Source organism: Pseudoselenomonas ruminantium, from assembly GCF_900104055.1.
Taxonomy (GTDB): Bacteria; Bacillota; Negativicutes; order Selenomonadales; family Selenomonadaceae; genus Selenomonas_A; species Selenomonas_A ruminantium_C.
On record NZ_FNJQ01000008.1, the window covers coordinates 59,789 to 83,724 of the forward strand.

Genomic DNA, 23,936 nt, shown 5'->3' on the forward strand with positions numbered 1-23,936 from the left:
TTTCCTGCTAATTTTATTGTAGGTCAAAATTGATTTCTTAACGCTTACGGCCAAACGCTCCGCTTTGGCAAAGCATCACTGCCCCGCCGTCCAAGGGACGGTATCGGCCTTGTGGCTCGGATGAACTTGAGGAGATAGTGGCTTTGCTGGTGAAATAGATTGTAACTTGCCGTGGAGGCTGGGGGCTTTTGCCAAGCGGCGCGTGTAAAAGCCCCCAGCCTTCACGGCGCAGCGTACTAACAAAAATAAGCCGATGAAGTGCAAAAAAACTGTTGGCAAGGTAGGGAGTTTGGTTTATAATGGTGTACAGTATGTTTTAAAGAGGTGGCTAAATGGCGGATGCTTTGGTTGCGGTGACGGTAGAAGGCGTGCAGGTTGATACGGCAGGTGAGCGGACCGTGCTGAAATCGGCCGCGCGTGGCAGGTATGCAGCGCGGGCTGGCAAGCATTATGTGCGTTATGAGGATGCCTCGCTTCACGATAAGGAAGCAGTGCCTACGGTGCTCAAGTTCAGCACGGAGGGACTGACGCTGATCCGGCGTGGAGCTGTGGATATGCAGCTGGAATTTCGGCTGGGGGAAAAGACCCGTAGTGTGTATCGAACGCCCTACGGTAATTTTGATTTACTGGTTGATTGCCGGAAGCTGGATATCTACTTCAAGGAGGGGCAGGGCACGGTGCAGGCGGAATACGATATGCACCTGAACGATGTACTGCAAAGCCACAATACCTTGAATGTAGTGATTGAAACCCTGAGTGACAAATAATGTAGGAGGATTTTGGATTGGATATTAAAGATACTTTGACAGAAGCCATTGTTGCGGCTGCGAAAAGTGCTATTGCCGATGGCGTGTTCCCCGAAGGCGAACTTCCCGCGGTCGTGCTCGAAGTACCCCCGCAGAAAGAATTTGGCGACTTCGCCACGAACTTTGCCATGCAGTCGGCCCGGGTGTTCCGCAAGGCTCCCCGCCAGATTGCCGAGGAACTGGTGAAACGCATCGAGGGCGACTGGCTCGACCATGCCCAGATTGCCGGCCCGGGCTTTTTGAACTTTTACCTCAAGGGCAATGTGCTCTATGATTCCTTCCAGAAAATCCTCGAAGCAGGCGAAAGCTATGGCCAGCTGCCTAAGAAAGATGCACCGAAGATCCAGGTGGAATACGTTAGCGCTAACCCCACAGGTTTACTGCATGTCGGTCATGGCCGTGGGGCTGCGGCAGGTTCCGCTTTGGTGAACCTCCTGCGGGCGGCTGGTTACCCCGTGGAAAGCGAATACTACATCAATGACGCCGGCAATCAGATGAATAATCTGGCCCGTTCCGTCAATGCCCGTTACCTTGAACTCTTAGGTCAGGATGTCGAATTCCCCGAGGATGGCTACCATGGTCAGGACATCATCGACACGGCGCAGCGCATCATCGACAAGGAAGGCGACAAGTACCTGTCCATGAGCGATGAAGAACGCATGGATATCTTCAAGGACCTGGCTTATGTAGAAAAGCTGGCTACCCTTAAAGAAGATCTGGAAGCCTTCAACGTAACCTTCGACAAATGGTTCAGCGAGCGCACCCTGCATCCGGAAGCCGTCAAGGCTGCCGTGAAGATCCTGCAGGACAACGGCAATATCTATGAGAAGGACGGCGCTCTCTGGCTCAAGTCTACGGCTTACGGCGATGACAAGGATCGCGTGGTTATCCGCGACAACGGTGTGCCGACCTACCTGGCTGCCGATATCGCTTATCATCATAATAAATATGAGCGCGGTTTTGATCGTCTCATCAATATCTGGGGCGCTGACCACCATGGCTATGTATGCCGCGTAAAAGCCGCTATGGATGCACTCGGCCATGACTCCGAGAAACTGACCGTCCTGCTGCTGCAGATGGTTGCCCTTTACCGTGGCGGCGAGCTCGTGAAGATGAGCAAGCGTACCGGTCAGAGCGTGACGCTCAACGAACTCATGGAAGAAGTTGGCACCGATGCTGCCCGTTATTTCTTCCTGATGCGTTCCCTGGACAGCCAGCTCGACTTTGACCTGGACCTGGCCAAGAAAAAATCCAACGACAACCCGGTGTACTACATCCAGTATGCCCATGCCCGTATTTGCAGCATCTTCCGCCAGTGCAAGGAAACGGGGCTCGCCTTAAGCGACAAGCCGGAACTTTCCCTGCTCACGGATGAGTCGGAAATCGACCTCATCAAGAAGATCGAGGAATATCCGGAAGAAATCGAGCGTGCTGCCCGCGACTATGCACCGCAGCGCATTGCCCGTTACAGCTATGATCTGGCCAGTGCCTTCCATAGCTTCTATAATAAATGCCGCATTGTCGGCGTAGAGCCGAAACTGGCAGAAGCCCGTTTGGCTCTGGTGACGGTTACGGCCCATGTGATCCGTCATTCTTTGGGAATTTTGGGCGTATCCGCACCGGAACAGATGTAAGGTAAATTTTAGGTTTGGAAGGAGACCATTTGATTATGGATTTTATCAATAGCTCGGAAGTAGATATCGCATATCACGTGCTGACGGAAAAAGGTCAGACCATGTACTACAAGGATTTGATCCTTGAGGTAATCGAGAAGAAGCATAAGCCGGTGCAGTCCCTGTCCGCAGCTATCTCGGAAGTATATACGCTCATCAACATGGACAGCCGTTTCCAGCATGAAGGCGACCAGCAGTGGGGCCTCACGGAATGGAACCCGCCTGAAGTGAAGCGTCATTCTGCTCGCGGTACGGCATCCCGTTCCAAGGCCGCTAACAAGGCCATCAACAGCCGTCAGAAGAAACTGGAAAGCATTCAGGAATAATAGGTATAAAAGGAGGCAAATCATGGCAAAGTATATCTTCGTTACCGGTGGTGTGGTTTCGTCCCTGGGCAAGGGCATTACGGCTGCTTCTTTGGGCCGTCTCTTAAAGAGCCGGGGACTCAAGGTCACGATTCAGAAGTTCGATCCGTACATCAATATCGATCCGGGTACGATGAGCCCTTACCAGCATGGTGAAGTGTTCGTAACCGATGATGGTGCGGAAACCGACCTCGACCTGGGCCACTATGAGCGTTTCATCGACATCAATCTGTCCAAGAACAGCAACATCACCACGGGTAAGGTGTACTGGTCTGTGCTCCACAAGGAACGCCGCGGCGAATACCTGGGTTCCACGGTGCAGGTTATCCCGCACATCACGAACGAGATCAAGCAGCGTGTCTACGATGTAGCCAAGGCTGATGGTGCTGATGTGGTCATCACGGAAATCGGCGGTACGGTGGGCGATATCGAAAGCCAGCCGTTCCTCGAAGCCATCCGTCAGGTCAAGAAGGAAGTTGGCCCGAAGGATACGCTCTACATCCATGTAACCCTGCTGCCTTATATCTCCGCAGCCGGCGAGCTCAAGACGAAGCCGACGCAGCACAGCGTAAAAGAACTGCGTGCTATCGGCATCCAGCCGGATATCCTCGTGTGCCGCACGGAAAAGACGATTTCCAAGGACATGAAGGAAAAGATTGCCATGTTCTGCGACGTGCAGCCAGAAGCGGTTATCGAGAACCGCACGGCTTCCACGATTTACGAAGTGCCTTTGATGATGCAGCGTGAAGGCCTCGACAAGATTGCCCTGCAGAAGCTCAATATGGATTACGGTCCGGCTGATATGTCCGATTGGGATAAGATGGTCTACAAGATCAACAACCCGTCCAAGAAGGTTAAGATTGCCGTCGTGGGTAAGTATGTGGAACTGCCGGATGCCTATATCTCCGTGACGGAAGCCCTGCATCATGGCGGTATCGACAATGATGCTTCGGTGAAGATCCAGTGGGTTAATGCGGAAAAGATTGAAGATCCGGATACGGACCTTACGGAAGTGTTCGTGGGCTGCAAGGGTATTCTCGTACCCGGCGGCTTCGGTGATCGCGGCGTGGAAGGCAAGATCAAGGCCATACAGTATGCCCGCGAGAACAAGATCCCGTTCTTGGGCCTGTGCCTGGGCATGCAGTGCGCTGTTATCGAATTTGCCCGCCACGTCTGCGGCATGACGGATGCGCATAGCTCCGAGTTCAATGAGGAAACGAAGCATCCGGTCATCGACCTGATGGAATCCCAGCAGGGCATCGAGGACAAGGGCGGCACGATGCGTCTTGGTTCCTATCCCTGCACCCTGCGTGAAGGCACGCATTCTCTGGCCGCTTATGGCACGGCAAACATTGCTGAACGCCATCGCCATCGTTATGAGTTCAACAACAAGTATCGTCAGGAACTCACCGAGCGTGGCTTAGTCATCGCCGGCACCCTGCCCGATGACAGCCTTGTAGAGATGGTTGAAGTAAAAGACCATCCTTGGTTCGTGGCAACGCAGGCTCACCCCGAGCTCAAGTCCCGCCCGAACAACCCGCATCCGCTGTTCCGCGATTTTGTCAAAGCAGCTTTGCAGGTTAAATAATCTGTTGCTATAGAGTAGCCTGGCCGCTCAGGGAGTTTTTCACGCTTCGCTGAGCTGTCAGGCTAAAACTATTTTTTGCCCTTTAATGAACTGACGCGAAAAGTCTAAACTCGCTGCGCTCAAACAGTAGACTTTTCGCGTTAATGTTATAGTGGGCAAAAAATAGTTTCTTGACGCCTGCCAGCAAACGCGCCGCTTAGAAAAACTCCCTGAGCGGCCAGAAGTCACTTGCCTGCACAATATTGTCACTATCGCTGCAAGAGCCACGAACTAAAAAGTGCCAATAGGCAGGTAGTGAGGCGGGGACGGGGGATTATGCCCACTGTCTCAGCGCAGCGTGCATAATCCCCTGCCCCAGCCGCCTTTTCGGCAAAAAAACTTTCAATCAAGCAGGATAAGCCTTCTCATTCGTAGAAATAATGAACTATAAAAGATGAGAGAGTCAAATGTAAGGAAATTTTGGCTTGGAACTGGGATTCTTATGGGAGAGGAGGATTTTCAATGCTTATCGATACGGCCTGTTCTCTGGCGTTCTACTGCCAACGCTGCGGCCGAATCCAACTGCAGGATGTACCACTCTTTAGCGGGCAGATGCAATTCGTTATGGAGTGCGGGAACTGTGGACATGAGATGGGCAAAATTACCTTGCGGCCGCGCAAAGGACTGGAACTGAACACGGAATGCGGAGTATGCAAAGGCAGAAACCGCCAAACATTCACTTGGCGGCAGCTGCGGAAACTCAGGTTTGCCAGACTTTACTGTCAGCACGATAATTTTGAACTCGGCTACATTGGCCGTTGGCAGGACATTGCCGAATTCCTCGATTTCAACACCGCAGAATACGATGCCCTGCATCCCGCTGATGGCGATGGTTACATCGAACATCAGCAGACGCTTTTGGAAGCACTCAATCGCATTCACGATCTGGCGGCCAGCGGGGAACTCGAATGCAGTTGCGGCTGTGCTGATATCAAAGCTGCCTTGCAGCGGGATTCGGTGCGGCTGGAATGCCGCTATTGCGGCAATTACTGTATATTGCCTGCCAAAACAGCGGCGGATCTGCAGGCGCTGAAGCCCGGACAGGGGAGCAAATTTGTCTGGAAAATGCGCCCGTGGCTTGACGTGAAGGAAAAATAGGATTATCATAAACCATATTGACATACGAGCAAGGGACTATCGGTGCTGGCCGACAGTCCCATTTTCGCGTAATATATAAGCAAGATATTGAGGTGTGAAGATGAATTCTTTATTTGCTGCGCTCAGCAGCAATGCCGGGGTTAAGAAACTGCAGGCCTGTATGCAGGCCAAACCCCAGGAAACATTGGTATATGGCCTATCCAACTCCCAAAAACATGCGATTCTGGCTTCGGCTTATGAACAGGCACCCCAACCATTGGTGATCATCGTCCATAGTATAGAAGCCCTGCAAGATTGGCGGGAGGATTTGTTGTCCCTGCTGCCGGGCACGGAGGTGCTCGAACTGCCGGAGCTCGATATGATGACCGTGCAGGCGCAGGCCCGCAGTATGGAACGCTCCGCCCGCCGCATGGACGTAATGGTACGCCTCATGCGCAAAGATCCCGTCATCGTGCTGGCTAAGGCCACGGCGGCCGTGCAGAAGGGCATCAGCCGGCAGGACTTTGCCCGGCTCAGCGTCAGCATCAGCATGGGCGAGGAAATCGCGCTGGAGAAACTTTTGCAGCGGCTCGTGCAGCTGGGCTATGAACATGCTGATGAGGTCGAGCGCATCGGCCAGTTCAGCGCCCGGGGCGGCATTGTGGACGTTTACCCCATCAATGGTGAAAACCCCGTGCGCATTGAATTCTTTGGCGATGAGATCGACTCCCTGCGGGAATTTGACCTGAATACGAAACGTTCCCTGAAGAATATCAACAGTGTGACCATCATGCCGCTGGCCCAGACGGACAGTGCCGGGCAGGCTGAAGTCTTCCTGTCCTTCCTCGAAGGCAAGGGCGCCGTGCTCTTTGACGAGCCCATGCGCCTGCGGGAACAGATGCGCACGATGGTGCGGGAAAATCCTGATATCAAGAGCAAGGTCTTTTCCTGGGAAAATCTGCTGACCTCGGCTCGGGAAAATCGCGTGCTCTATACCGCCATGCTGCTGCAGCAGGTCCATGGCGCAGACGCTGCGCAGACCATCAGCTTCACGGCGCCTAATGTGGCCAGTTTCCACCGCCAGATGGACTTGTTGATGGACGAAATCAGCCGCTGGTTGGCGCAGAAGCAGCACATCCTGATCCTGTTGTCCGAAAAGAGCAAGGCTGATTCCCTGCGGGAACTTTTGGCACGGCACCGTTATCCCTCGCTGGTTATCGAGGAGGGCGCAGAACTTCGCGATGACTGCGTCAATATCCAGGTTGGCCGCCTGATCAACGGCTTTGAAATGGCTGCGGCCAGTCTCGTCGTGGTGACGGAGAAGGATATCTTTGGTCATGCCAAGCGCCGGGCCATCCGCAAGGACAGCAAGGGCGAGAAGCTCGCGCATTTCCGCGATATCAAGCCCGGGGACTATGTGGTGCATGCCGGGCATGGTATCGGCAAGTATATTGGCGTAGAAACCCTCGAAGTCGGCGGCATCCACAAGGATTACCTGCATATCAAATACGGCGGTGACGATAAGCTCTATGTGCCCACGGAACAGGTCAACCTGCTGCAGAAATACATCGGTGCCGAAGGAGAAGTGCCCCGCCTGCACCGCATGGGCGGCACGGAATGGGTGAAGGCCAAGGCCCGGGCGAAGAAATCCGTTGAGGATATCGCCAAGCAGCTGATCGAGATCTACGCCAAGCGCCGTCAGGCCAAGGGCTTTGCCTTTGCGCCGGATGACAGCAGCCAGCATGATTTTGAAGATGCCTTCCCCTATCAGGAGACGGATGACCAGCTCAAGGCCATTGCCGAAATCAAGGCCGATATGGAAAAGGAAAAGCCCATGGACCGCCTGCTTTGCGGGGATGTGGGCTTTGGCAAGACAGAAGTGGCCATCCGCGCCGCCTATAAGGCCGCCATGGATGGCAAGCAGGTGGCGGTGCTCGTGCCGACCACAGTCCTGGCCCAGCAGCATTTCCAGACCTTCAATGCCCGCTTTATGGAATTTGCACCCAAGGTCGATGTTATCTGCCGTTTCCGCACGTTGAAGGAACAGAAGCAGACCATCGAGAAGGTAAAGATGGGGCAGGTAGATATCCTGATTGGCACCCATGCCATCCTCAATCAGAACAAGGTGCAGTTCAAGAACCTCGGTCTTTTGATCGTGGATGAGGAACAGCGTTTCGGCGTCAAGCAGAAGGACAAGATCCGCAAGCTGTCCGCGGGCATTGATGTGCTGACACTTTCGGCTACGCCGATTCCCCGCACCCTGCATATGTCGCTGGTGGGTGCCCGCGATATGAGCATCATCGAGACGCCGCCGGCGGATCGCTTCCCGGTGCAGACCTATGTGGTGGAGGATAATGATGCGATCATCGCCGGTGCCATCAAGCGTGAGATGAAGCGCGGCGGTCAGGTCTACTTTGTCTACAACCGTGTCGATACCATCGATCGCATGCGCGAGAAGCTTGAAGCACTCGTGCCCGATGCCCGGATTCAGACTGCGCACGGGCAGATGCCGGAGTCTCTGTTGGAGCGGGTGATGATGGATTTCTACGAAGGGGAATACGATATCCTGCTGGCCACCAGCATCGTCGAAAATGGCCTCGATGTGTCCAATGCCAATACCATCATCGTCTACAATGCCGATCATTTTGGCCTGTCTCAGCTCTATCAGATGCGGGGGCGCGTGGGCCGTTCTCATCATATGGCCTTTGCCTACTTCGTCTATCAGGCCGATAAGATCCTGACGGAAACCGCCGAGAAGCGCCTGCAGGCCATGAAGGAGTTTGCCGAACTCGGCGCGGGCTTCAAGATTGCCATGCGGGATCTGGAAATCCGCGGTGCCGGCAATCTCTTAGGCTCCCAGCAGCATGGTCATATCGCCAGCGTCGGTTTTGAGATGTACTGCAAGCTGCTCGAAGAAGCCGTGGACAAATTGCAGCATGGTGAAAAAGAAGTGGCAGAGGTGCAGCCAGATCCTATCATCGACCTGCAGATTGAGGCCTATATCGATGGCGACTATGTCAGTGACGCCATGCATAAGATAGAGATATACCAGCGTATTGCCGCCATCCGCAGCAATGAGGAAATCGGCGCCCTGTGCGATGAACTCATCGACCGCTTTGGTGAACCGAGCCAGGCCGTCATGAACCTTTTGGAAGTGGCCCGCATCAAGAACTATGCGCGTGAACTCAAGATCCGCACCATTGCGGAACTGCCCAAGGCCTTGGACCTATATATCCTGCCTGGCCATCGCCTGCCAGCAAAAGGCCTGATTGCCGTGGACAAGGTGCTGGGGCGCAGCATGCGTTCCCTGCCCGGGAAGAACGGCTACCGCTTTGCCCTGCAGGACAGTCAGAGAAAGAACATCGCTGATTTTGTGCTGCGGCTGCTGATGCTGGCCAAGGGCGAGGAAGAAGCCGCTCTGCAGAAGGGCGAAAAAACGAAGAACGCAACGAAAGTGAAAGTGAAGAAATAATATGGCAAAGATTACTGTTGTTGGCTTAGGCCCCGGCCATGCCGGCCTGATTACCCGGGAAAGCTGGGCGTTGATGGAGCAGGCCAAGCATTTGATCCTGCGCACGAAAATCCATCCTACCGTAGCGGCTTTGGATGAAGCCGGGATAACGTACACGACGTATGATGGCTTCTATGAGGAAGCGGCAGATTTTGAAACGCTCTATCGCAGCATTGCGGCGGACCTGCTGAAAAAGGCCGAGGCTTTGGGCGAATTGGTCTATGTGGTGCCGGGAAGCCCATTGGTGGCGGAGCGCACTGTGGTACTGCTGCGGGAGATGGCAAAAGATACGCATGTGGAGGTCAGGATCCTGCCGGGCATGAGCTTTGTCGAGGTCATGTATACGCGCCTTGGCATCGATCCGGTGGAGGGATTGACCATCTTGGACGCCTTGGATATTGAAACCTTGAAGGAAACGCCGGCCCAGTCCCTGATCATCACGCAGGTCTACAGCCAGCCTATCGCTTCGGATGCCAAGCTGATGCTGATGGATCTATACCCGGATGAATATGAGATTACCTATATCCACAATCTGGCCATGGAAGATGAGTCCATTCGGCAGATTCCGCTCTATGAACTCGATCGCCAGCCGGACCTTGACCATTTGACCAGCCTTTATATCCGGCCTATACCGCGCAATAAAGCGGAATAAATTTTTTTGTAAGCAGGTATTTCGACATTTTTGTTGAATTTATATCATATGTGATTTGCAAAGGAGGTGTAAATGATGGCAGATTGTATTTTTTGCAAGATAGCAAATAAGGAAATCCCTTCCACGGTGGTTTACGAAGATGAGCAGGTTTTGGCCTTTAAGGACCTGGAACCGCAGGCTCCGGTGCATGTGCTGGTGATTCCCAAAAAGCATGTGGCAAGCGTAGCAGAGCTTAAGCTTGAGGATAAAGAATTGGCCGCCCATATTCTGGTGGATGTGATTCCGCAGCTGGCGCGCGAGCTTGGCATAGCTGAAAAGGGCTTCCGTGTTGTCGCCAATACCGGCGATGAAGGCGGTCAGACGGTCAAACATCTGCATTTCCATCTCTTAGGCGGTCGCTCCATGCAATGGCCCCCGGGTTGATGATTTAATGCGAAGTTTGTGTTGACATAGGCGTGATTATTATTGTATAATAGCGTGGTGTAGTTTTGAAAAACACAAACTCCCAAGTTAAGTGGAGGGGGGGAAAAATAGATGGCAAACGAAATCAAAGTTGGTAAAAATGAATCAATCGATAGTGCTCTCCGCCGCTTCAAGCGCATGTCCCAGAAAGCTGGCACGCTGGCTGAAGTGAGAAAACGTGAACATTACGAGAAACCGAGCGTTCGCCGCAAGAAGAAATCTGAGGCCGCTCGTAAACGCAAGTTCAGATAATTTGCGCGAGACATCTGCAAGTCGCAAGATTTTCAGATGTCTCTTTTGCTATGTACAATTAGTATGAGAGGATGATTAGAATGTCGTTGAAAGAACAGCTTACGGCTGATATGAAAGACGCCATGAAAAACAAAGAAAAGGATCGCCTGGCTGTAATCCGCATGGTACGCGGTGCCATTCGCCAGCAGGAAATTGACGGTCAGAAGGAACTCGGCGAAGACGATGTGATTGCCGTCATCAGCAAGGAAGTCAAGATGCGCCGCGATTCCATCGAGGAGTTCAAGAAGGGCGGCCGCGAAGACCTCGTGGAAAAGACGCAGGCTGAAATCGACGTGCTCATGCCGTATCTGCCGGCTCAGCTCTCCGAAGACGAAGTGCGCGAGCTGGTCAAGGCAGCCGTTGAGCAGACCGGTGCTGCTACGCCCAAGGATATGGGCAAGGTCATGGGCGTGCTGATGCCCAAGGTCAAAGGGCGTGCCGATGGCAAGATGGTCAATACGATCGTAAAGAGCTTCCTGCAGAACTGATAAGACGCCCGTGGGGGCTGGTAATATTTTTCCTTCGCTTAGGCAAGCTTGCCAAACGCTACGGAAAAACACCACCAGCCCCCACGGGCTTAATGCGTTGTAATCGCTAATATAGGGCAGGATTTTTATGGTTGATTGTGGAAATAAATAGCCAAGGGGGTGAGTTTATGGATGCGGTGATTGATATGCCGGTGCTGCAGATGCTGTTGCTGGTCATCATGTTTCTGGCCATTATGGTGGAGATTAAGACCGGCGGCATGGGGGCTGGCATTTTATTAGGGCTGGTGGCTGCCGGTGTGTTCTGGGGCAGTCAGTATGTGAAGGGGCTGGTGTCGCTTTATCAGATTGCCATTTTTATGGGCGGTATTATCTGTATTATCGTGGAAATGCTCTTGCCGACGGTAGGCCTTTTGGCAGGGCTCGGCGTGGCGGCCATGCTCTACAGCGTGGTGCTCGCGCTGGGCGGCGATATCCATGCGCTCTATGCCATGCTGATTTCCTTTGTGGCGGCAATCGTGATCTTTGCGCTGATCGTGAAGCGGCTGCCGTCGAGCAGGCTTTGGAATAAGGTTGTGCTGAAGGATGAAAGCCGCAGTGAGCGCGGCTTTGTGAGTGCGGAGCCGCGACAGGAGCTTCTTGGAACTGTGGGGGAAGTGCTTACGGAACTGCGGCCTTCGGGGAGTGTACGGCTTAATGGGAAACCGGTTGATGTGGTTTCTGAGGGGGCATTCGTGCCCAAAGGCTCGCAAGTTCAGGTCGTTGATGTACAAGGTAATAGAGTTGTGGTTCGGCAAGTTTGAGCGCTGGGCAACGATATACCTTTATGGATTCGATGCGGGACGAAAAGCCTTCCCCTTGAGGGGAAGGTGGGCGCGAAGCGCTCGGATGAGGTGTTTAAGGAGGTTTTGCATTTATGAGTGGTTTGATTGGAACAGGTTTTTTGTTAGTCCTTATCATTGCTTTTATCATGGTATTCCTGCATTTCGTGCCGATTGGTTTGTGGATTTCGGCGTTGGCGGCCAATGTCCGAGTCGGCATCATGACTTTGGTTGGTATGCGGATGCGGCGGGTGCCGCCAAATAAGATTATCCTGCCTCTTATCAAGGCCAATAAGGCTGGTCTTGATGTGGCGGTCAATCAGCTTGAGGCGCATTATCTGGCGGGCGGCAATGTGGATAAGGTCGTGGATGCCCTTATCGCGGCGCACCGGGCGCAGATCCCTCTGCCCTTTGAGCGTTCGGCGGCCATTGACCTGGCCGGGCGTGATGTGCTCGAAGCCGTGCAGATGAGTGTCAATCCGAAGGTCATCGAGACGCCGGTGGTTTCGGCCGTGGCCAAGAATGGCATCGAGCTCAAGATCAAGGCGCGCGTTACGGTGCGGGCTAATATCGACCGACTGGTCGGTGGTGCGGGCGAGCCGACGATCATTGCCCGTGTGGGCGAAGGTATCGTCACGACGGTCGGTTCTTCCGAAAGTCATAATGATGTGTTGGCCAACCCCGATGATATTTCCAAGACGGTGCTGGGCAAAGGCCTGGATGCCGGTACGGCCTTTGAGATTCTCTCGATTGATATCGCGGATGTGGATGTCGGACGCAATATCGGTGCGGAACTGCAGACCGATCAGGCGGAAGCCGATAAGCGTATTGCGCAGGCCAAGGCCGAGGAGCGCCGCGCCATGGCTGTGGCCAAGGAGCAGGAAATGAAGGCCTATACGCAGGAAATGGAAGCCAAGGTTGTCGAAGCCCAGGCCGAAGTGCCCCATGCGATGGCGCAGGCTCTGCGCGAAGGCAAGCTCGGCGTTATGGATTATTACAATCTCAACAATGTGCAGGCGGATACGGATATGCGCAATGCCATCAGCACAGGCAGTGGTGCCGGGAAACTGCAGGCGCCGCAGGCATCTGTAAAATAAGGGGGGGATTCCCATGGATTCCTTTTGGGTGATCGTCCTCTTTATCCTCTTTGCCATCTTTTCCGATAAGAAGGGTGGGAAAAAGCCTGTACCCAAGCGGCGCACGCCGGATTTGCCGCGCCGCCCGCTGCCGGATATCATGCAGCCGCGCCGGGAGCGAATCGAGATTCCGGAACTGCGCGGTGCGCCGCCGCAGCCTCAAGTGGTGACCATGCCGCAGGTGCAGGAACGCGATGAGATACTTGCAGAGCAGCAGCGCTATCAGGAGATGCTGCGCCGCAAGAAACGGCAGCAGCGGCAGGAGCAGGCTGCAAGCCAGTCGGAAAAAGCAGCTGCCGCGCTCCAGAACAGACCGTCTGCCATAGGACTGAATACCCTGCAGCAGGCCGTTATCTGGTCGGAAATCCTGAGCAAACCCCGTGCTTATCGAAAATAATAGGGGGCAATCGGGGTTAAAGCCTTGTTTTTTCCCGAAAACCCTTGATTTTTCGCGGGTTTTCTGTTAAATTCTCTTATAGCGGGGTGCAAGCCCCAAGGCCCGCGGCGTGCCGCGGGATCGCAATAATCTTCTTTAAGGAGGCTACGCTCATGAATAAAACTGAATTGGTAGCTAATATCGCCGAAAAATCCGGTCTGACGAAAAAAGATGCTGAAAAGGCTCTGGGTGCTTTCTTTGAAAGCGTGCAGCAGGCTCTGATCGAAGGCGATCGCGTACAGCTGATCGGCTTTGGTACGTTTGAAGTGAAAGAACGCGCCGCTCGCAAAGGCCGCAACCCGCAGACGGGCAAGGAAATCGAGATTCCGGCAGCAAAGAATCCGGTGTTCAAGGCTGGCAAGGCTCTGAAGGACGCTGTGAACTGATTAGAAGAATATGTGGACCGTGCTCCTAGTGAGCACGGTTTTTGTGTTTAAGCCTTCCCCTTGAGGGGGCGGCGAAGCCGCGGGAGTCCGGTGGACTCCCCGGGCAAGGGACCGTAAAACGGTGGATGAGGTGTTTTAATGAATAAACGAATCCTGATTTCCGGCGGCACGTCCGGAATTGGCCTGGCGGCAGCACGGTTATTCCTGGACGCAGGTGCCAGGGTGGCACTGATGGGGCGGGATATCAATCGCGGCAAGCAGGCGCTCAAAGAGCTGGAAGCTGGTGAGCAGGTCATATTCGTGCAGGGAGATGTAAGCAGCTTGCAGGATTGTCAGCAGGCTATTGAGCAGGTGACATCTGCATGGGGCGGCCTCGATGTGCTGGTCAATTCGGCCGGCATCTATGTGGAAGGCGCCATTGAGGATATGACGGAAGTGCAGATTGCGCAAGTGCTGGATATCAATGTCAAGGGAACCTATTATCTGACGCAGGCGGCTGTGCTCTATCTCAAGGAATCACGGGGCAATATCGTCAACGTGGCATCCGATGCGGGGGTGCATGGTAACTACTATTGCAGTCTCTATTGTGCCAGCAAGGGCGCCGTTGTGATGTTTACCCGGGCTTTGGCGTTGGAGCTGGCTGGTTTCGGCGTGCGCGTCAATGCCATTGCGCCGGGCGATATCATGACACCGCTGACTGAAAAGCAGCTGCAGGCGGCGTCTGACCGGGAAAACGCCTTGCGGGAGATGGCCTCAGTCTATCCTTTAGGACGTATCGGCACGCCGCAGGAAGCGGCAGCGGCCATCAAATTTTTGGCATCTTCAGAAGCTGGTTTTATCACAGGTACGATTTTAAATGTTGATGGTGGTTTGACGGCTTAAATTGTGTTACAATGAGCAGGTGTGAATTTCGTAAGTGCAGGAGGTGTGGCTGATGACCGGGAAAAAAATCATGATATTGACGGCATCCATCGGCTCGGGACATATCAAGGCGGCAGAGGCGGTAGCCGAGGAGCTGCAGCACCAGCAGCCGGCAGCACAGATTGTCACCGTGGATTTTATGGCTCGTTCCACATCGTTCTGGCATTGGCTTACGAAGAAGCTCTACTTGGAGATGCTGAACTTCGTGCCCAATCTCTATGACGTGTTCTATAAGCTTTCGAGTTCGGAGATGGGGGCCAGCTGCGGCAAGAATATGTTTGCTTATTTCATGCTGCCAGTATTCTGCCGCCTGTATAAAGAACACCGGCCGAATTATGTCATCTGCACCCATCCGTTCCCGGCGGAGACGGTTTCGCTCTGGAAGGAGCGGGAACACAGCGATCTGCCACTGTCGGTGGTGATGACGGATTATTCGCTGCATCAGATGTGGCTTTGCCGTGGTGTCGATCATTATTTTATGGCTACTGAGGCCATGGAACAGGGCATGCTGCAGCAAGGCTTTGCGTCGGAAACATTGCATGCCACAGGTATTCCAATCAGCCGGGGGCTGCAGGATTTGCCGGTGCAGGCAGAATTGCGGCGGCAGCTGGACATTGCCCCGGAGCGCAAGGTCATCATGCTGATGGGCGGCGGTTTGGGCTTGGGCGGCATCGAAAAAAATCTGCAGGAGCTGGAAAAACTGGTCCAGCCGCTGACGCTGCTGGTAATTGCCGGCCGCAATGAGCAGCTTCTGCAGCGGGTACAGGATTTTGCCGCAGGTTCCCGTCATGATATGCGCATCTGGGGTTATACGGACGAAGCGCGGAAACTGATGGGGGCGGCGGACCTGTTGATCACCAAGCCGGGGGCGCTGACCATCAGTGAGGCCTTTGCCCTGGGCACGCCAATGCTCTTGCATGATCCCATTCCGGGGCCGGAAACGGAAAATGCCGTCTATGCCACGAGGCATGGGGCTGCCATTTGGCTGCATCCGGGGGAAAGGCTTTCCCCCGCCGTAGAGGAGATCTTTGCTGGCGAAACGTTATCCAGGATGCGGGAGCGGGCCTTGGCCTGTGCCAAACCGTTGGCCAGCCAGAAAATCGTGAAAATAATTTTGCAGTCGGCAGGTTTTTGACAAGTAAATAGGGAATATTATAGTTGCGGGTTTCACAAGGGTTGGCAATTTGTGGAAGAGATTGGTGATAACATGGCTGTATTTCAATTGCAGAAGGATGGCTCCAATAATTTCATATGTCCAAAATGCGGCCGGTCCTTGCATTTCGAGGATGGTAAGGCCGTGCAGATTGTCGGCGGACGGGCGGATATGTCATCGATCCTGCCCAAATATGAATGCCATCACTGCGGCATATACTTTCAGGAACTGTTGGGGTCGGGGTTCTATGACGAGCATGACCTGCCCAAGGGCAGCGGACCGCAGAACAAGGCGAACTGGATTCCCACCGGGGATCTGAAGCCTGTGGAACTGAAACGGGATGCAAACAACAAGTGCAAATGCCCCCGCTGCGGGGATATGATGGATTATGTGGAAGGACAGGCCGTGCGTTTGGTCAATGGCCGTCCGGATATGGAGAATGTGAAGGACCATTTCCATTGCAGCAATTGTGATTCCTATTTTCGCCGGATTGCCACCACAAATTATTTCCAATGGTCGGAAAAGTAGATTAGTCTTGCCATGGGAAACATTTGCGGTTATTATAGAGTAGATTGAGTTTTAGCTTTGGCGAGGAGGGAGAAGGATGAAAGCAAGACGGGAAAGACGGGGAATCAATTGGTTTGCCTTGATCATGCTGGCAATCATTGTTTATTTTTCCTCCATCCTCATCTCTCAGCAGGTCTATTTGAGCCAGGCAGCCGATGATTATGCGGCGGCCAAGGCCAGGCTGGAAGCTGCGCAGAAGGAAAATGCGGCTCTCAAAGAGGAGACGAAGCAGCTCAATGAACTCGGGTATATCGAGAAGATTGCCCGGGAAGAACTGGGGATGACCAGAGCGGGGGAACTGCCCTACAGCACCGGTCATAAATAAGCTTGTATATCTTGACACCCGCAAGTTGTCAAGGGTATAATATTTTTTGTATTTTTAAATACTCTAAGGAGGAAGAATTAATTTGTCCATTGAAGTTGGCAGCGTGCTGGATGGTGTCGTATCGGGCATCACGAATTTTGGAGCATTCATTGAATTGCCAGAGGGGAAAACGGGACTTGTACATATTTCGGAAGTAGCAGATGAATATGTAAAGGATGTCCATGATTTTCTGGCAGAAAAAGACAAGGTTAAAGTAAAGGTAGTAGCCATTGATGAAAAAGGCAAGATTGGCCTCTCCATCAAGCAGCTGCAGGAGAAAAAGGCCGAGGCTCCCGCTGAAGCCCCAGCTCGCGAGCGTTCTTCCTTCCGTGCCCCCAGAGGCAACTTTGGCGGTCGTGACTTTAGAAAACCGAATCGTTACAGTGCTACTTCGGCTTCCTTTGAGGATAAGCTTTCCAAGTTCCTCAAAGACAGCGATGAGCGCCTGACGGACTTGCGCCGCAAGACTGATTCCAAGCGTGGCGGGCGTGGCTCCCGTCGTGACTGAGCATAAAATGGAAGCACTCTGCAAAGGGTGCTTTTGTTCGTTACTGCCTAAAAGAGCAAAGATTCTCACAGCGTGTTCCGGCGGTGCTGACTCGATGGCCCTGCTGCATATGCTTTGGCAGCTGGCGCCCCGTAATGAGTGGCAGATTGCCGCAGCTCACTATGAGCATGGCATTCGGGGGGAGGACTCTTTGGCCGATGCCCGCTTTGTGGAAGGATTTTGCCGTGAGCGGCATATTCCCTGCTTTGTAGAGCATGGCAACGCCCCGCAGGCCGCGGCAGACAGCTCGCACAGCCTGGAACAGGCGGCCCGCAATCTGCGCTATGAATTCCTGGAACGGGTGCGGCAGACTCAGGGCTATGACTGTATTGCCACGGCCCATCATGCCGATGACCAGGCGGAAACGGTGCTGATGCGCATCTTGCGGGGGACAGGCGTGAAGGGCTTGGGGGCCATGCGTCCCCAAAGCGGGGCGGAAGGCCGTATCGTGCGGCCGCTGCTGGGCTTTACGAAGGCAGAGCTTTTAGCTTACTGCCGGCAGGAGCAGATTCCCTACCGGGAAGATGCTACCAACTTTGAAGCCGACTGTACCCGCAACCGTCTGCGGCTGGAGCTTTTGCCCCAGCTGCAGCGGGAATACAATCCCGAAATCAGCCGGGCACTCTGCCAGCTGGCCGATGTGGCTGCGGAGGAAAATGACTTCCTGCAGCGGGAGATTGACCGCTATGGCATGGACGAAGCCTATATGCGGCAGGGGGATTGGGCGCTGGTTCAGCGCAAGACGGCCGGCCTGCATCCTGCCTTGCAGCGGGGGCTTATCCGTAAGCTTTGGGAGCGGACTACGGGCAGTGCCCTTGACCTCAGTTACCAACAGACGGAACTTTTGCGCCAACTGCTTTTGACGGGTGAAACCAGCAGTCAGCAGGAACTGTCCCATCACTATATTGCGCGCGTGGCTTATGGCTATCTGACTATTGACCGGTCAGGGCCTGATGGTCAGGCCGATCCATCAAAGATCGATTGGCCTGAAGCAGAGGTCGTGATTCCCGGTGCAACCTGCTGGGGGGGCTTCCGGCTGGCTGCCCAGTGGCAGGACGCGGTGAAGGCTGAGACAATGCCGGATGAGCTTTACCTGCTGCCTGAGAATTTTCCCGGAAAATTGGTCCTGCGCACCCGCCGGCCGGGGGATTTCATGGTCCTACCAGGCGGGCGCAAGAAGCTGAAGAAACTGATGATAGACGATAAGATCCCGCAGGCAGAACGGGATACGCTGCTACTGCTGGCTGCTGGCAGCGAGATAATCTGGATGATTGGCCGCCGGCGCAGTGCAAGATGCTTGCAGGGCGCTGCGGATTATCATAAAATTTTGTATCTCAGGATAGAGAAGAGAGGAAATTAATCATGTTACACGAAGATATCGAGAAAGTTGTTTTTTCGGAGGAACAGATTCAGAAGCGTATTGCCGAAATGGCTAAACAGATCACGGAAGACTATAAGGATGCCAAGGAAGAGATCTACTGCGTAGGTATCCTGAAGGGCGCCGTGATGTTCTACACGGATCTGGTACGCCGTCTGGAACTGCCGGTGCGCTTTGACTTCATGATCGCGTCCAGCTATGGCAATGGCACGTCCACGACGGGCTCTGTCAAGATTCTCAAGGATTTGGACTACGATATTGAAGGAAAACACCTGATCGTTATCGAAGATATAATAGACTCCGGTACGACGATGAACTACCTGTCCAAGTACTTCAAGGAACGCAAGCCGAAATCTGTGAAGCTCTGCTCCTTGCTTTCCAAGCCGTCCCGCCGTATGGTGGAAGTACCCATTGACTACTGCGGTTTTGAAGTGCCGGATGAATTCCTCGTGGGCTATGGCCTTGACTATGCGGAAGTATACCGTAATCTGCCGTACATCGGCGTGTTGAAGCCTGAGATTTACGCCTAATATATAGCAAAAATCCTGAGGGGCTGCGGCTTCTCGGAAGGAGGGCAATGGATTGAATAAGTTTCTACGCAACGTAGGGTTCTATTTGTTGATTATTCTGGTAGCCATTTCCATTATTGACTACTTTTCGACAAGGAACACAACCAAACAGGAAATGGGTTATACGCAGTTCCTGCAGCAAGTGGATGAAGGCAAAGTAGCAAAGGTTGTCCTCATTCAAAACACTATTCGCGGTACCTTAAGTGATGGCACGGAGTTTACCACCATCACGCCGGACAATCCCAACCGGGATCCGAAGCTCTTTGACAAACTCTCCGCCAAGGGCGTGGAGATCAATGCGGAAAATCCGCCTGAACCACCCTGGTGGTCCACCATGTTCTCGTCCCTGCTGCCAATCCTGCTCCTCGTCGGGGTATGGTTCTTCATCATGCAGCAGACGCAGGGCGGCGGCGGCCGGGTGATGTCCTTTGGCAAGAGCCGTGCCCGCATGAGCGGTTCGGATAAGATCAAGGTCAACTTCAAGGATGTGGCTGGTGCTGATGAAGCCAAGCAGGAACTCGAAGAAGTCGTCGAATTCCTCAAGCATCCGAAGAAGTACAATGACCTCGGTGCCCGCATTCCGAAGGGCGTGCTGCTCTTTGGCCCTCCGGGTACTGGTAAGACTCTCTTGGCCCGCGCCGTAGCCGGTGAAGCCGGTGTGCCCTTCTTCTCCATTTCCGGTTCGGATTTCGTGGAGATGTTCGTGGGTGTCGGTGCTTCGCGAGTCCGTGACCTCTTCGATCAGGCCAAGAAGAATGCGCCCTGCATCGTCTTCATCGATGAGATCGATGCCGTGGGCCGTCAGCGTGGTGCTGGCGTCGGCGGCGGTCATGATGAACGCGAACAGACCTTGAACCAGTTGCTGGTCGAGATGGATGGTTTTGCGGCTAACGAAGGCATCATTATCATCGCAGCGACCAACCGCCCGGATATCCTTGATCCAGCCCTGCTGCGTCCCGGCCGTTTTGACCGTCAGATTGTGGTGGACAAACCGGATGTGCGCGGCCGTTTAGCCATCCTCAAGGTGCATACCTCCGGCAAGCCCGTGGATGAAGGGGCAGATCTTGACATCCTGGCCCGCCGCACGCCGGGCTTCACAGGTGCTGACCTCAGCAACCTCGTCAACGAAGCAGCACTTTTGGCTGCCCGTCGTGACAAGAAAAAGATTTACATGCAGGAGCTTGAAGAGGCCATTGAACGTGTCATGGCTGGTCCTGAGCGCAAGTCCCATATCATGAACGATGAGGAAAAGCGCCTGACGGCTTATCACGAAGGCGGTCATACCCTCGTGGGCATGATGCTCAAGCACGCAGATCCCGTGCACAAGGTTACGATCATTCCGCGTGGTCGTGCCGGTGGTTACACGCTGATGCTGCCGAAGGAAGACCGCAACTATGCTACCAAGTCTGAACTCCTCGACAAGCTCAAGGTCGCCATGGGCGGCCGCGTGGCGGAAGAAATCGTGCTGCAGGAAATCAGCACGGGCGCTTCCCAGGATATCCAGCAGGCTACCCGCATGGTGCGCGGCATGGTCATGCAGTACGGCATGAGCGATGTCTTAGGCCCGGTGGCTTATGGCGAAAGCCAGAATCATCAGGTGTTCTTAGGCCGCGATTTCCATCAGGAACGCAACTACTCCGAAGAAGTGGCCAGTGAAATCGATAAGGAAGTCCGTAAGTATTTGGAAGAAGCCTATGAGGCCTGCCGCCAGATCATCACGGAACACCGCGACAAGCTGGAACTCATTGCTCAGGCGCTGATGGAACGCGAAACCCTTACGGCCAAGCAGCTTGAAGAACTGCTGGAAAAAGGTTTCATCACCGAGGATGAGCCGAAGCAGGAACCGCCCAAGGACAACAATGACGGTCCTAAGGATGGCGATCCGGCACAGATTCCGCCGACGACCTTGGTACAGCAGATACACAATGAAGCCATGGGCATTGAGACGTCCAAGGAAGCCGTGCCTGCTGAAGGCGTAACGGAAAACTCCCGGGAACCGAAATTCAATGTGACCCATTACGATAAGTAAATGACAGGAAACCTTCTCCTTAGGAGAAGGTTTCTTTTTTTGTAAACTTTACAGAATGAAAAAGATGATGTCCATCATAACGGTACTTAAATATTATTCATGCTGATTGTCACGTAAAATAAAATAATATATAATTATGGTGTCATAAATATTTTACAGTGAGCAGGAGGTATTATTATGTTACTCGCTGGTGGATTGATTGTTATCCTGACTTTTGCGCTGATTATCAAGAAGATCGAAGCGCGCCTGGTACTCTTTTTGGCCGGTGTCATCATGTGCCTGATTGGCGGCTTGCCTGAGGATATCATGAAAGCCTTTATGAAGGCCATGACCAATAATTCCTTGGTGCCGACAATCTGTACGGTGATGGGTTTTTCCTATGTCATGAAACTCACCGAATGTGACCAGCATCTGGTGCAGTCCATTTCCGGTGTCCTCAAAAAAGGTCGTACGGTCTTGGTGCCGCTGTCCTTTTTCCTGACCTGGTGGATCAGTCTGGCCATTCCTTCGGCAGCTGGCTGCTCGGCGGCCGTGGGCAGTATCCTGATTCCGACACTGATTGCCGCCGGTGTCCATCCGGCTATGGCAGCTGCTACAGTACTGGCTGGTACCTGGGGCAGTGCCATCAGCCCGGGCAACGCCCATAATCCCTTTGTGGCTGACCTGGCTGGTACGGATATGATGACGGTCATCATCAATGAAACGCCGGCTTCCGTGATTGCTTCCTTTGCCTGCATTGCCGTGATGACGGTCTATGCCGTGGTCATGAAGGAAGGGGCGACAGATGAACGCCGGGAAGCCTATCTGGCTACACTGGAAGAAGAACAGCATCATGACCTGCATGATTTCAAGGTAAATCCCCTGCGGGCCATCGTGCCGCTGGTACCGCTGGTGCTCTTGATTCTCGGTTCCAAGCAGGTGGGTATCATGCCGGAGATGAGCGTAGCCCTGTCCATGATCATCGGTGTGGTCTTAGGTTTGCTCGCAACCTGGTCCAATGCGCAGGAAGTCTGCAAGAACTTCTTTGACGGTATGGGCAGTGCCTATGCCAATGTCATCGGCCTGATTGTCTGCGCCAGCGTCTTCACTACTGGTATGGCGGCTGTGGGCCTGACTGGGGCGCTGACGGATGTCATGAAGGGATCTCAGTCTGCCGCTGCTGCCGCTGGTACCTTCGGCCCCTTCCTGATTGCCGTGATTTCTGGTTCCGGTGATGCAGCTGCCTTTGCTTTTAATGGTGCGGTAACGCCCTTTGCCGAACAGTTTGGCATGAGCATCATGGATTTGGGTTCGCTGGCGCAGATTGCCGGTGCCATGGGCCGTTCTATGTCCCCGGTGGCCGGTGCAGCCATCATCTGTGCAGGCCTGGCCAAGGTCAACCCCATGGAAGTATCCAAGCGCAATGCTCTGCCCTGTCTGGCGGCTGCTTTGGTACTGATGCTGTTCCTGTAATTTTTTGAACGAAATGGAAGAAGGTATATTCATGATCAATGAACAGCGTGTATTGGATGAATTCCTGGAGCTGGTGCAGATCCGCTGCTCCACCCATGATGAAAGGGAGGTCGCAGACCTCCTGACCAAGAGGCTGACCGAATTAGGCGGTACGGTCAAGGAAGACAATGCCGGGGTGAAGATTGGCGGCAATACGGGCAATCTCGTGGCGGATTTTCCGGGGACCATCGAGGCGCCTGTGGTGATGCTGACTGCCCATATGGACTGCGTGGAGCCCTGCGGCGGCGTCAAGCCGGTGGTAGAGGACGGCATTATCCGTTCCGATGGCACGACCATCTTAGGCGGCGATGATAAGGCCGGAGTTGTGGCCATCTTGGAAACCTTGCGCCAGCTCAAGGAAAAGGACATTCCCCATGGCCCGCTGCAGATCGTGTTCACGGTAGCTGAAGAAAATGGTGTCCATGGCTCCCAGAACCTCGATACGAGCCTTTTGCATGCAGATTTCGGCTTTACGCTGGACACGCATAATCATCCCGGCAATATGACCTTTATGGCACCGGGCAAGAACCAGATCAAGATTCATATCGAGGGTAAGGCAAGCCATGCGGGGGTAAGTCCCGAGGCGGGCATCAATGCCATCTGTGCGGCAGGCCTGCTTATCGCGGATGCTCCACAGGGCCGCATTGATGAGGAAACCACCTGCAACCTCGGCAAGATCGTCGGCGGCTCTGCGACCAATGTGGTAGCGGAAACCTGTGATGTGTTCTATGAAAGCCGCAGCCGTGATAAGGCAAAGCTCGATAAGATTACAAAAGAAATCTGTGACCATTTCGTCAATGGGGCAGCGAAAACCAATTGCCGGATTACGGCAGAGGTCAGCCCGGACTATGGCCCATATCTGCTGGAAAAGGATTCGCTGGCCATTCAGACGGCCATCAAGGCTGCCGAAAAGCTCGGCCTGCCTGTGAATCTCGAAGAATCCGGCGGCGGCTCCGATGCCAACCATTTCAACACCTATGGCGTGCCCACCGTGGTGCTTTCCGTGGGTATGGAAAATGCCCATACCAAGGATGAGTATATTGAGGTAAAAGATTTGTACGATGCCGCCCGCTGGGCTTTGGAAATCGTCAGGACCGCAGCGGAAAAGTAAATAGAGTGGATTAGGTAGTGCGCTGGCAGGTCTCATTGACAGGTCAGCGCACCTTTTATAAAATAGGCTTATACGAAA

Annotated in this window: 24 protein-coding genes; all 24 read left to right on the forward strand. The window is 53.8% G+C overall.

Annotated features, from left to right (window positions below):
• The first annotated feature begins 332 nt into the window (after positions 1-332).
• The 24 genes from BLQ59_RS05220 to BLQ59_RS05335 all read left to right on the forward strand — a co-directional run bounded on the left by BLQ59_RS05220 (position 333) and on the right by BLQ59_RS05335 (position 23,858).
• Entirely contained in the window at positions 333-767 is a 435-nt protein-coding gene (locus BLQ59_RS05220; RefSeq protein WP_014425330.1) for a YwiB family protein, read from the forward strand.
• Positions 768-784: 17 nt separating this feature from the next.
• Positions 785-2,440 (forward strand): arginine--tRNA ligase, encoded by a 1,656-nt coding sequence (gene argS / locus BLQ59_RS05225; protein WP_074571863.1) that lies wholly within the window; start codon positions 785-787, stop codon positions 2,438-2,440.
• A 35-nt stretch (positions 2,441-2,475) separates the two neighbouring features.
• A complete protein-coding gene (rpoE, locus tag BLQ59_RS05230; RefSeq protein ID WP_014425328.1) occupies positions 2,476-2,805 on the forward strand; it encodes a DNA-directed RNA polymerase subunit delta in 330 nt (109 codons plus the stop codon).
• A 22-nt stretch (positions 2,806-2,827) separates the two neighbouring features.
• Positions 2,828-4,432 (forward strand): CTP synthase, encoded by a 1,605-nt coding sequence (locus BLQ59_RS05235; RefSeq protein ID WP_074571864.1) that lies wholly within the window; start codon positions 2,828-2,830, stop codon positions 4,430-4,432.
• A 501-nt stretch (positions 4,433-4,933) separates the two neighbouring features.
• Positions 4,934-5,569 (forward strand): hypothetical protein, encoded by a 636-nt coding sequence (locus tag BLQ59_RS05240; protein ID WP_074571865.1) that lies wholly within the window; start codon positions 4,934-4,936, stop codon positions 5,567-5,569.
• Positions 5,570-5,669: 100 nt separating this feature from the next.
• The gene (mfd, locus tag BLQ59_RS05245) at positions 5,670-9,020 is read left to right on the forward strand and encodes a transcription-repair coupling factor (RefSeq protein ID WP_074571866.1); all 3,351 of its coding nucleotides are present in this window, start codon (positions 5,670-5,672) and stop codon (positions 9,018-9,020) included.
• A gap of 1 nt (position 9,021) precedes the next feature.
• On the forward strand, positions 9,022-9,711 hold the full coding sequence (locus BLQ59_RS05250) for an SAM-dependent methyltransferase (protein WP_074571867.1): 690 nt from the start codon (positions 9,022-9,024) through the stop codon (positions 9,709-9,711).
• Positions 9,712-9,786: 75 nt separating this feature from the next.
• Positions 9,787-10,134 (forward strand): histidine triad nucleotide-binding protein, encoded by a 348-nt coding sequence (locus tag BLQ59_RS05255; RefSeq protein ID WP_074571868.1) that lies wholly within the window; start codon positions 9,787-9,789, stop codon positions 10,132-10,134.
• 111 nt (positions 10,135-10,245) lie between these two features.
• A complete protein-coding gene (gene rpsU, locus BLQ59_RS05260) occupies positions 10,246-10,425 on the forward strand; it encodes a 30S ribosomal protein S21 (protein ID WP_014425320.1) in 180 nt (59 codons plus the stop codon).
• An 80-nt stretch (positions 10,426-10,505) separates the two neighbouring features.
• On the forward strand, positions 10,506-10,952 hold the full coding sequence (locus tag BLQ59_RS05265; RefSeq protein ID WP_074571869.1) for a GatB/YqeY domain-containing protein: 447 nt from the start codon (positions 10,506-10,508) through the stop codon (positions 10,950-10,952).
• 167 nt (positions 10,953-11,119) lie between these two features.
• Positions 11,120-11,752 carry an NfeD family protein gene (locus tag BLQ59_RS05270; protein WP_074571870.1) on the forward strand — a complete coding sequence of 211 codons (633 nt, stop codon included), beginning with the start codon at positions 11,120-11,122 and terminating at the stop codon, positions 11,750-11,752.
• 113 nt (positions 11,753-11,865) lie between these two features.
• Entirely contained in the window at positions 11,866-12,867 is a 1,002-nt protein-coding gene (gene floA / locus BLQ59_RS05275) for a flotillin-like protein FloA (RefSeq protein ID WP_074571871.1), read from the forward strand.
• Positions 12,868-12,880: 13 nt separating this feature from the next.
• Entirely contained in the window at positions 12,881-13,303 is a 423-nt protein-coding gene (locus BLQ59_RS05280; RefSeq protein WP_074571872.1) for a hypothetical protein, read from the forward strand.
• 152 nt (positions 13,304-13,455) lie between these two features.
• The gene (locus BLQ59_RS05285) at positions 13,456-13,728 is read left to right on the forward strand and encodes an HU family DNA-binding protein (protein ID WP_014425315.1); all 273 of its coding nucleotides are present in this window, start codon (positions 13,456-13,458) and stop codon (positions 13,726-13,728) included.
• A 138-nt stretch (positions 13,729-13,866) separates the two neighbouring features.
• A complete protein-coding gene (locus tag BLQ59_RS05290) occupies positions 13,867-14,610 on the forward strand; it encodes an SDR family NAD(P)-dependent oxidoreductase (protein ID WP_074571873.1) in 744 nt (247 codons plus the stop codon).
• Positions 14,611-14,662: 52 nt separating this feature from the next.
• Complete coding sequence (locus BLQ59_RS05295) at positions 14,663-15,784, forward strand: MGDG synthase family glycosyltransferase (protein ID WP_074571874.1); 1,122 nt, start codon at positions 14,663-14,665, stop codon at positions 15,782-15,784.
• 72 nt (positions 15,785-15,856) lie between these two features.
• Positions 15,857-16,330 carry a hypothetical protein gene (locus BLQ59_RS05300; RefSeq protein WP_074571875.1) on the forward strand — a complete coding sequence of 158 codons (474 nt, stop codon included), beginning with the start codon at positions 15,857-15,859 and terminating at the stop codon, positions 16,328-16,330.
• Positions 16,331-16,406: 76 nt separating this feature from the next.
• Entirely contained in the window at positions 16,407-16,694 is a 288-nt protein-coding gene (locus BLQ59_RS05305; RefSeq protein ID WP_074571876.1) for an FtsB family cell division protein, read from the forward strand.
• 82 nt (positions 16,695-16,776) lie between these two features.
• Positions 16,777-17,241, forward strand: a complete 465-nt coding sequence (locus tag BLQ59_RS05310; RefSeq protein WP_014425310.1) for a S1 domain-containing RNA-binding protein — start codon at positions 16,777-16,779, stop codon at positions 17,239-17,241.
• Positions 17,234-18,640: a tRNA lysidine(34) synthetase TilS gene (gene tilS / locus BLQ59_RS05315; RefSeq protein WP_143005291.1), complete on the forward strand. Its 1,407-nt coding sequence runs from the start codon at positions 17,234-17,236 to the stop codon at positions 18,638-18,640. The genes BLQ59_RS05310 and tilS overlap by 8 nt, the downstream gene beginning before the upstream one ends.
• A 2-nt stretch (positions 18,641-18,642) precedes the next feature.
• Positions 18,643-19,188 (forward strand): hypoxanthine phosphoribosyltransferase, encoded by a 546-nt coding sequence (gene hpt / locus BLQ59_RS05320; RefSeq protein ID WP_074571878.1) that lies wholly within the window; start codon positions 18,643-18,645, stop codon positions 19,186-19,188.
• A gap of 52 nt (positions 19,189-19,240) precedes the next feature.
• A complete protein-coding gene (gene ftsH, locus BLQ59_RS05325; protein WP_074571879.1) occupies positions 19,241-21,256 on the forward strand; it encodes an ATP-dependent zinc metalloprotease FtsH in 2,016 nt (671 codons plus the stop codon).
• A 177-nt stretch (positions 21,257-21,433) separates the two neighbouring features.
• Positions 21,434-22,708, forward strand: a complete 1,275-nt coding sequence (gene dcuC / locus BLQ59_RS05330; protein ID WP_074571880.1) for a C4-dicarboxylate transporter DcuC — start codon at positions 21,434-21,436, stop codon at positions 22,706-22,708.
• 31 nt (positions 22,709-22,739) lie between these two features.
• Complete coding sequence (locus BLQ59_RS05335; protein ID WP_074571881.1) at positions 22,740-23,858, forward strand: M20/M25/M40 family metallo-hydrolase; 1,119 nt, start codon at positions 22,740-22,742, stop codon at positions 23,856-23,858.
• Positions 23,859-23,936: the final 78 nt, after the last annotated feature.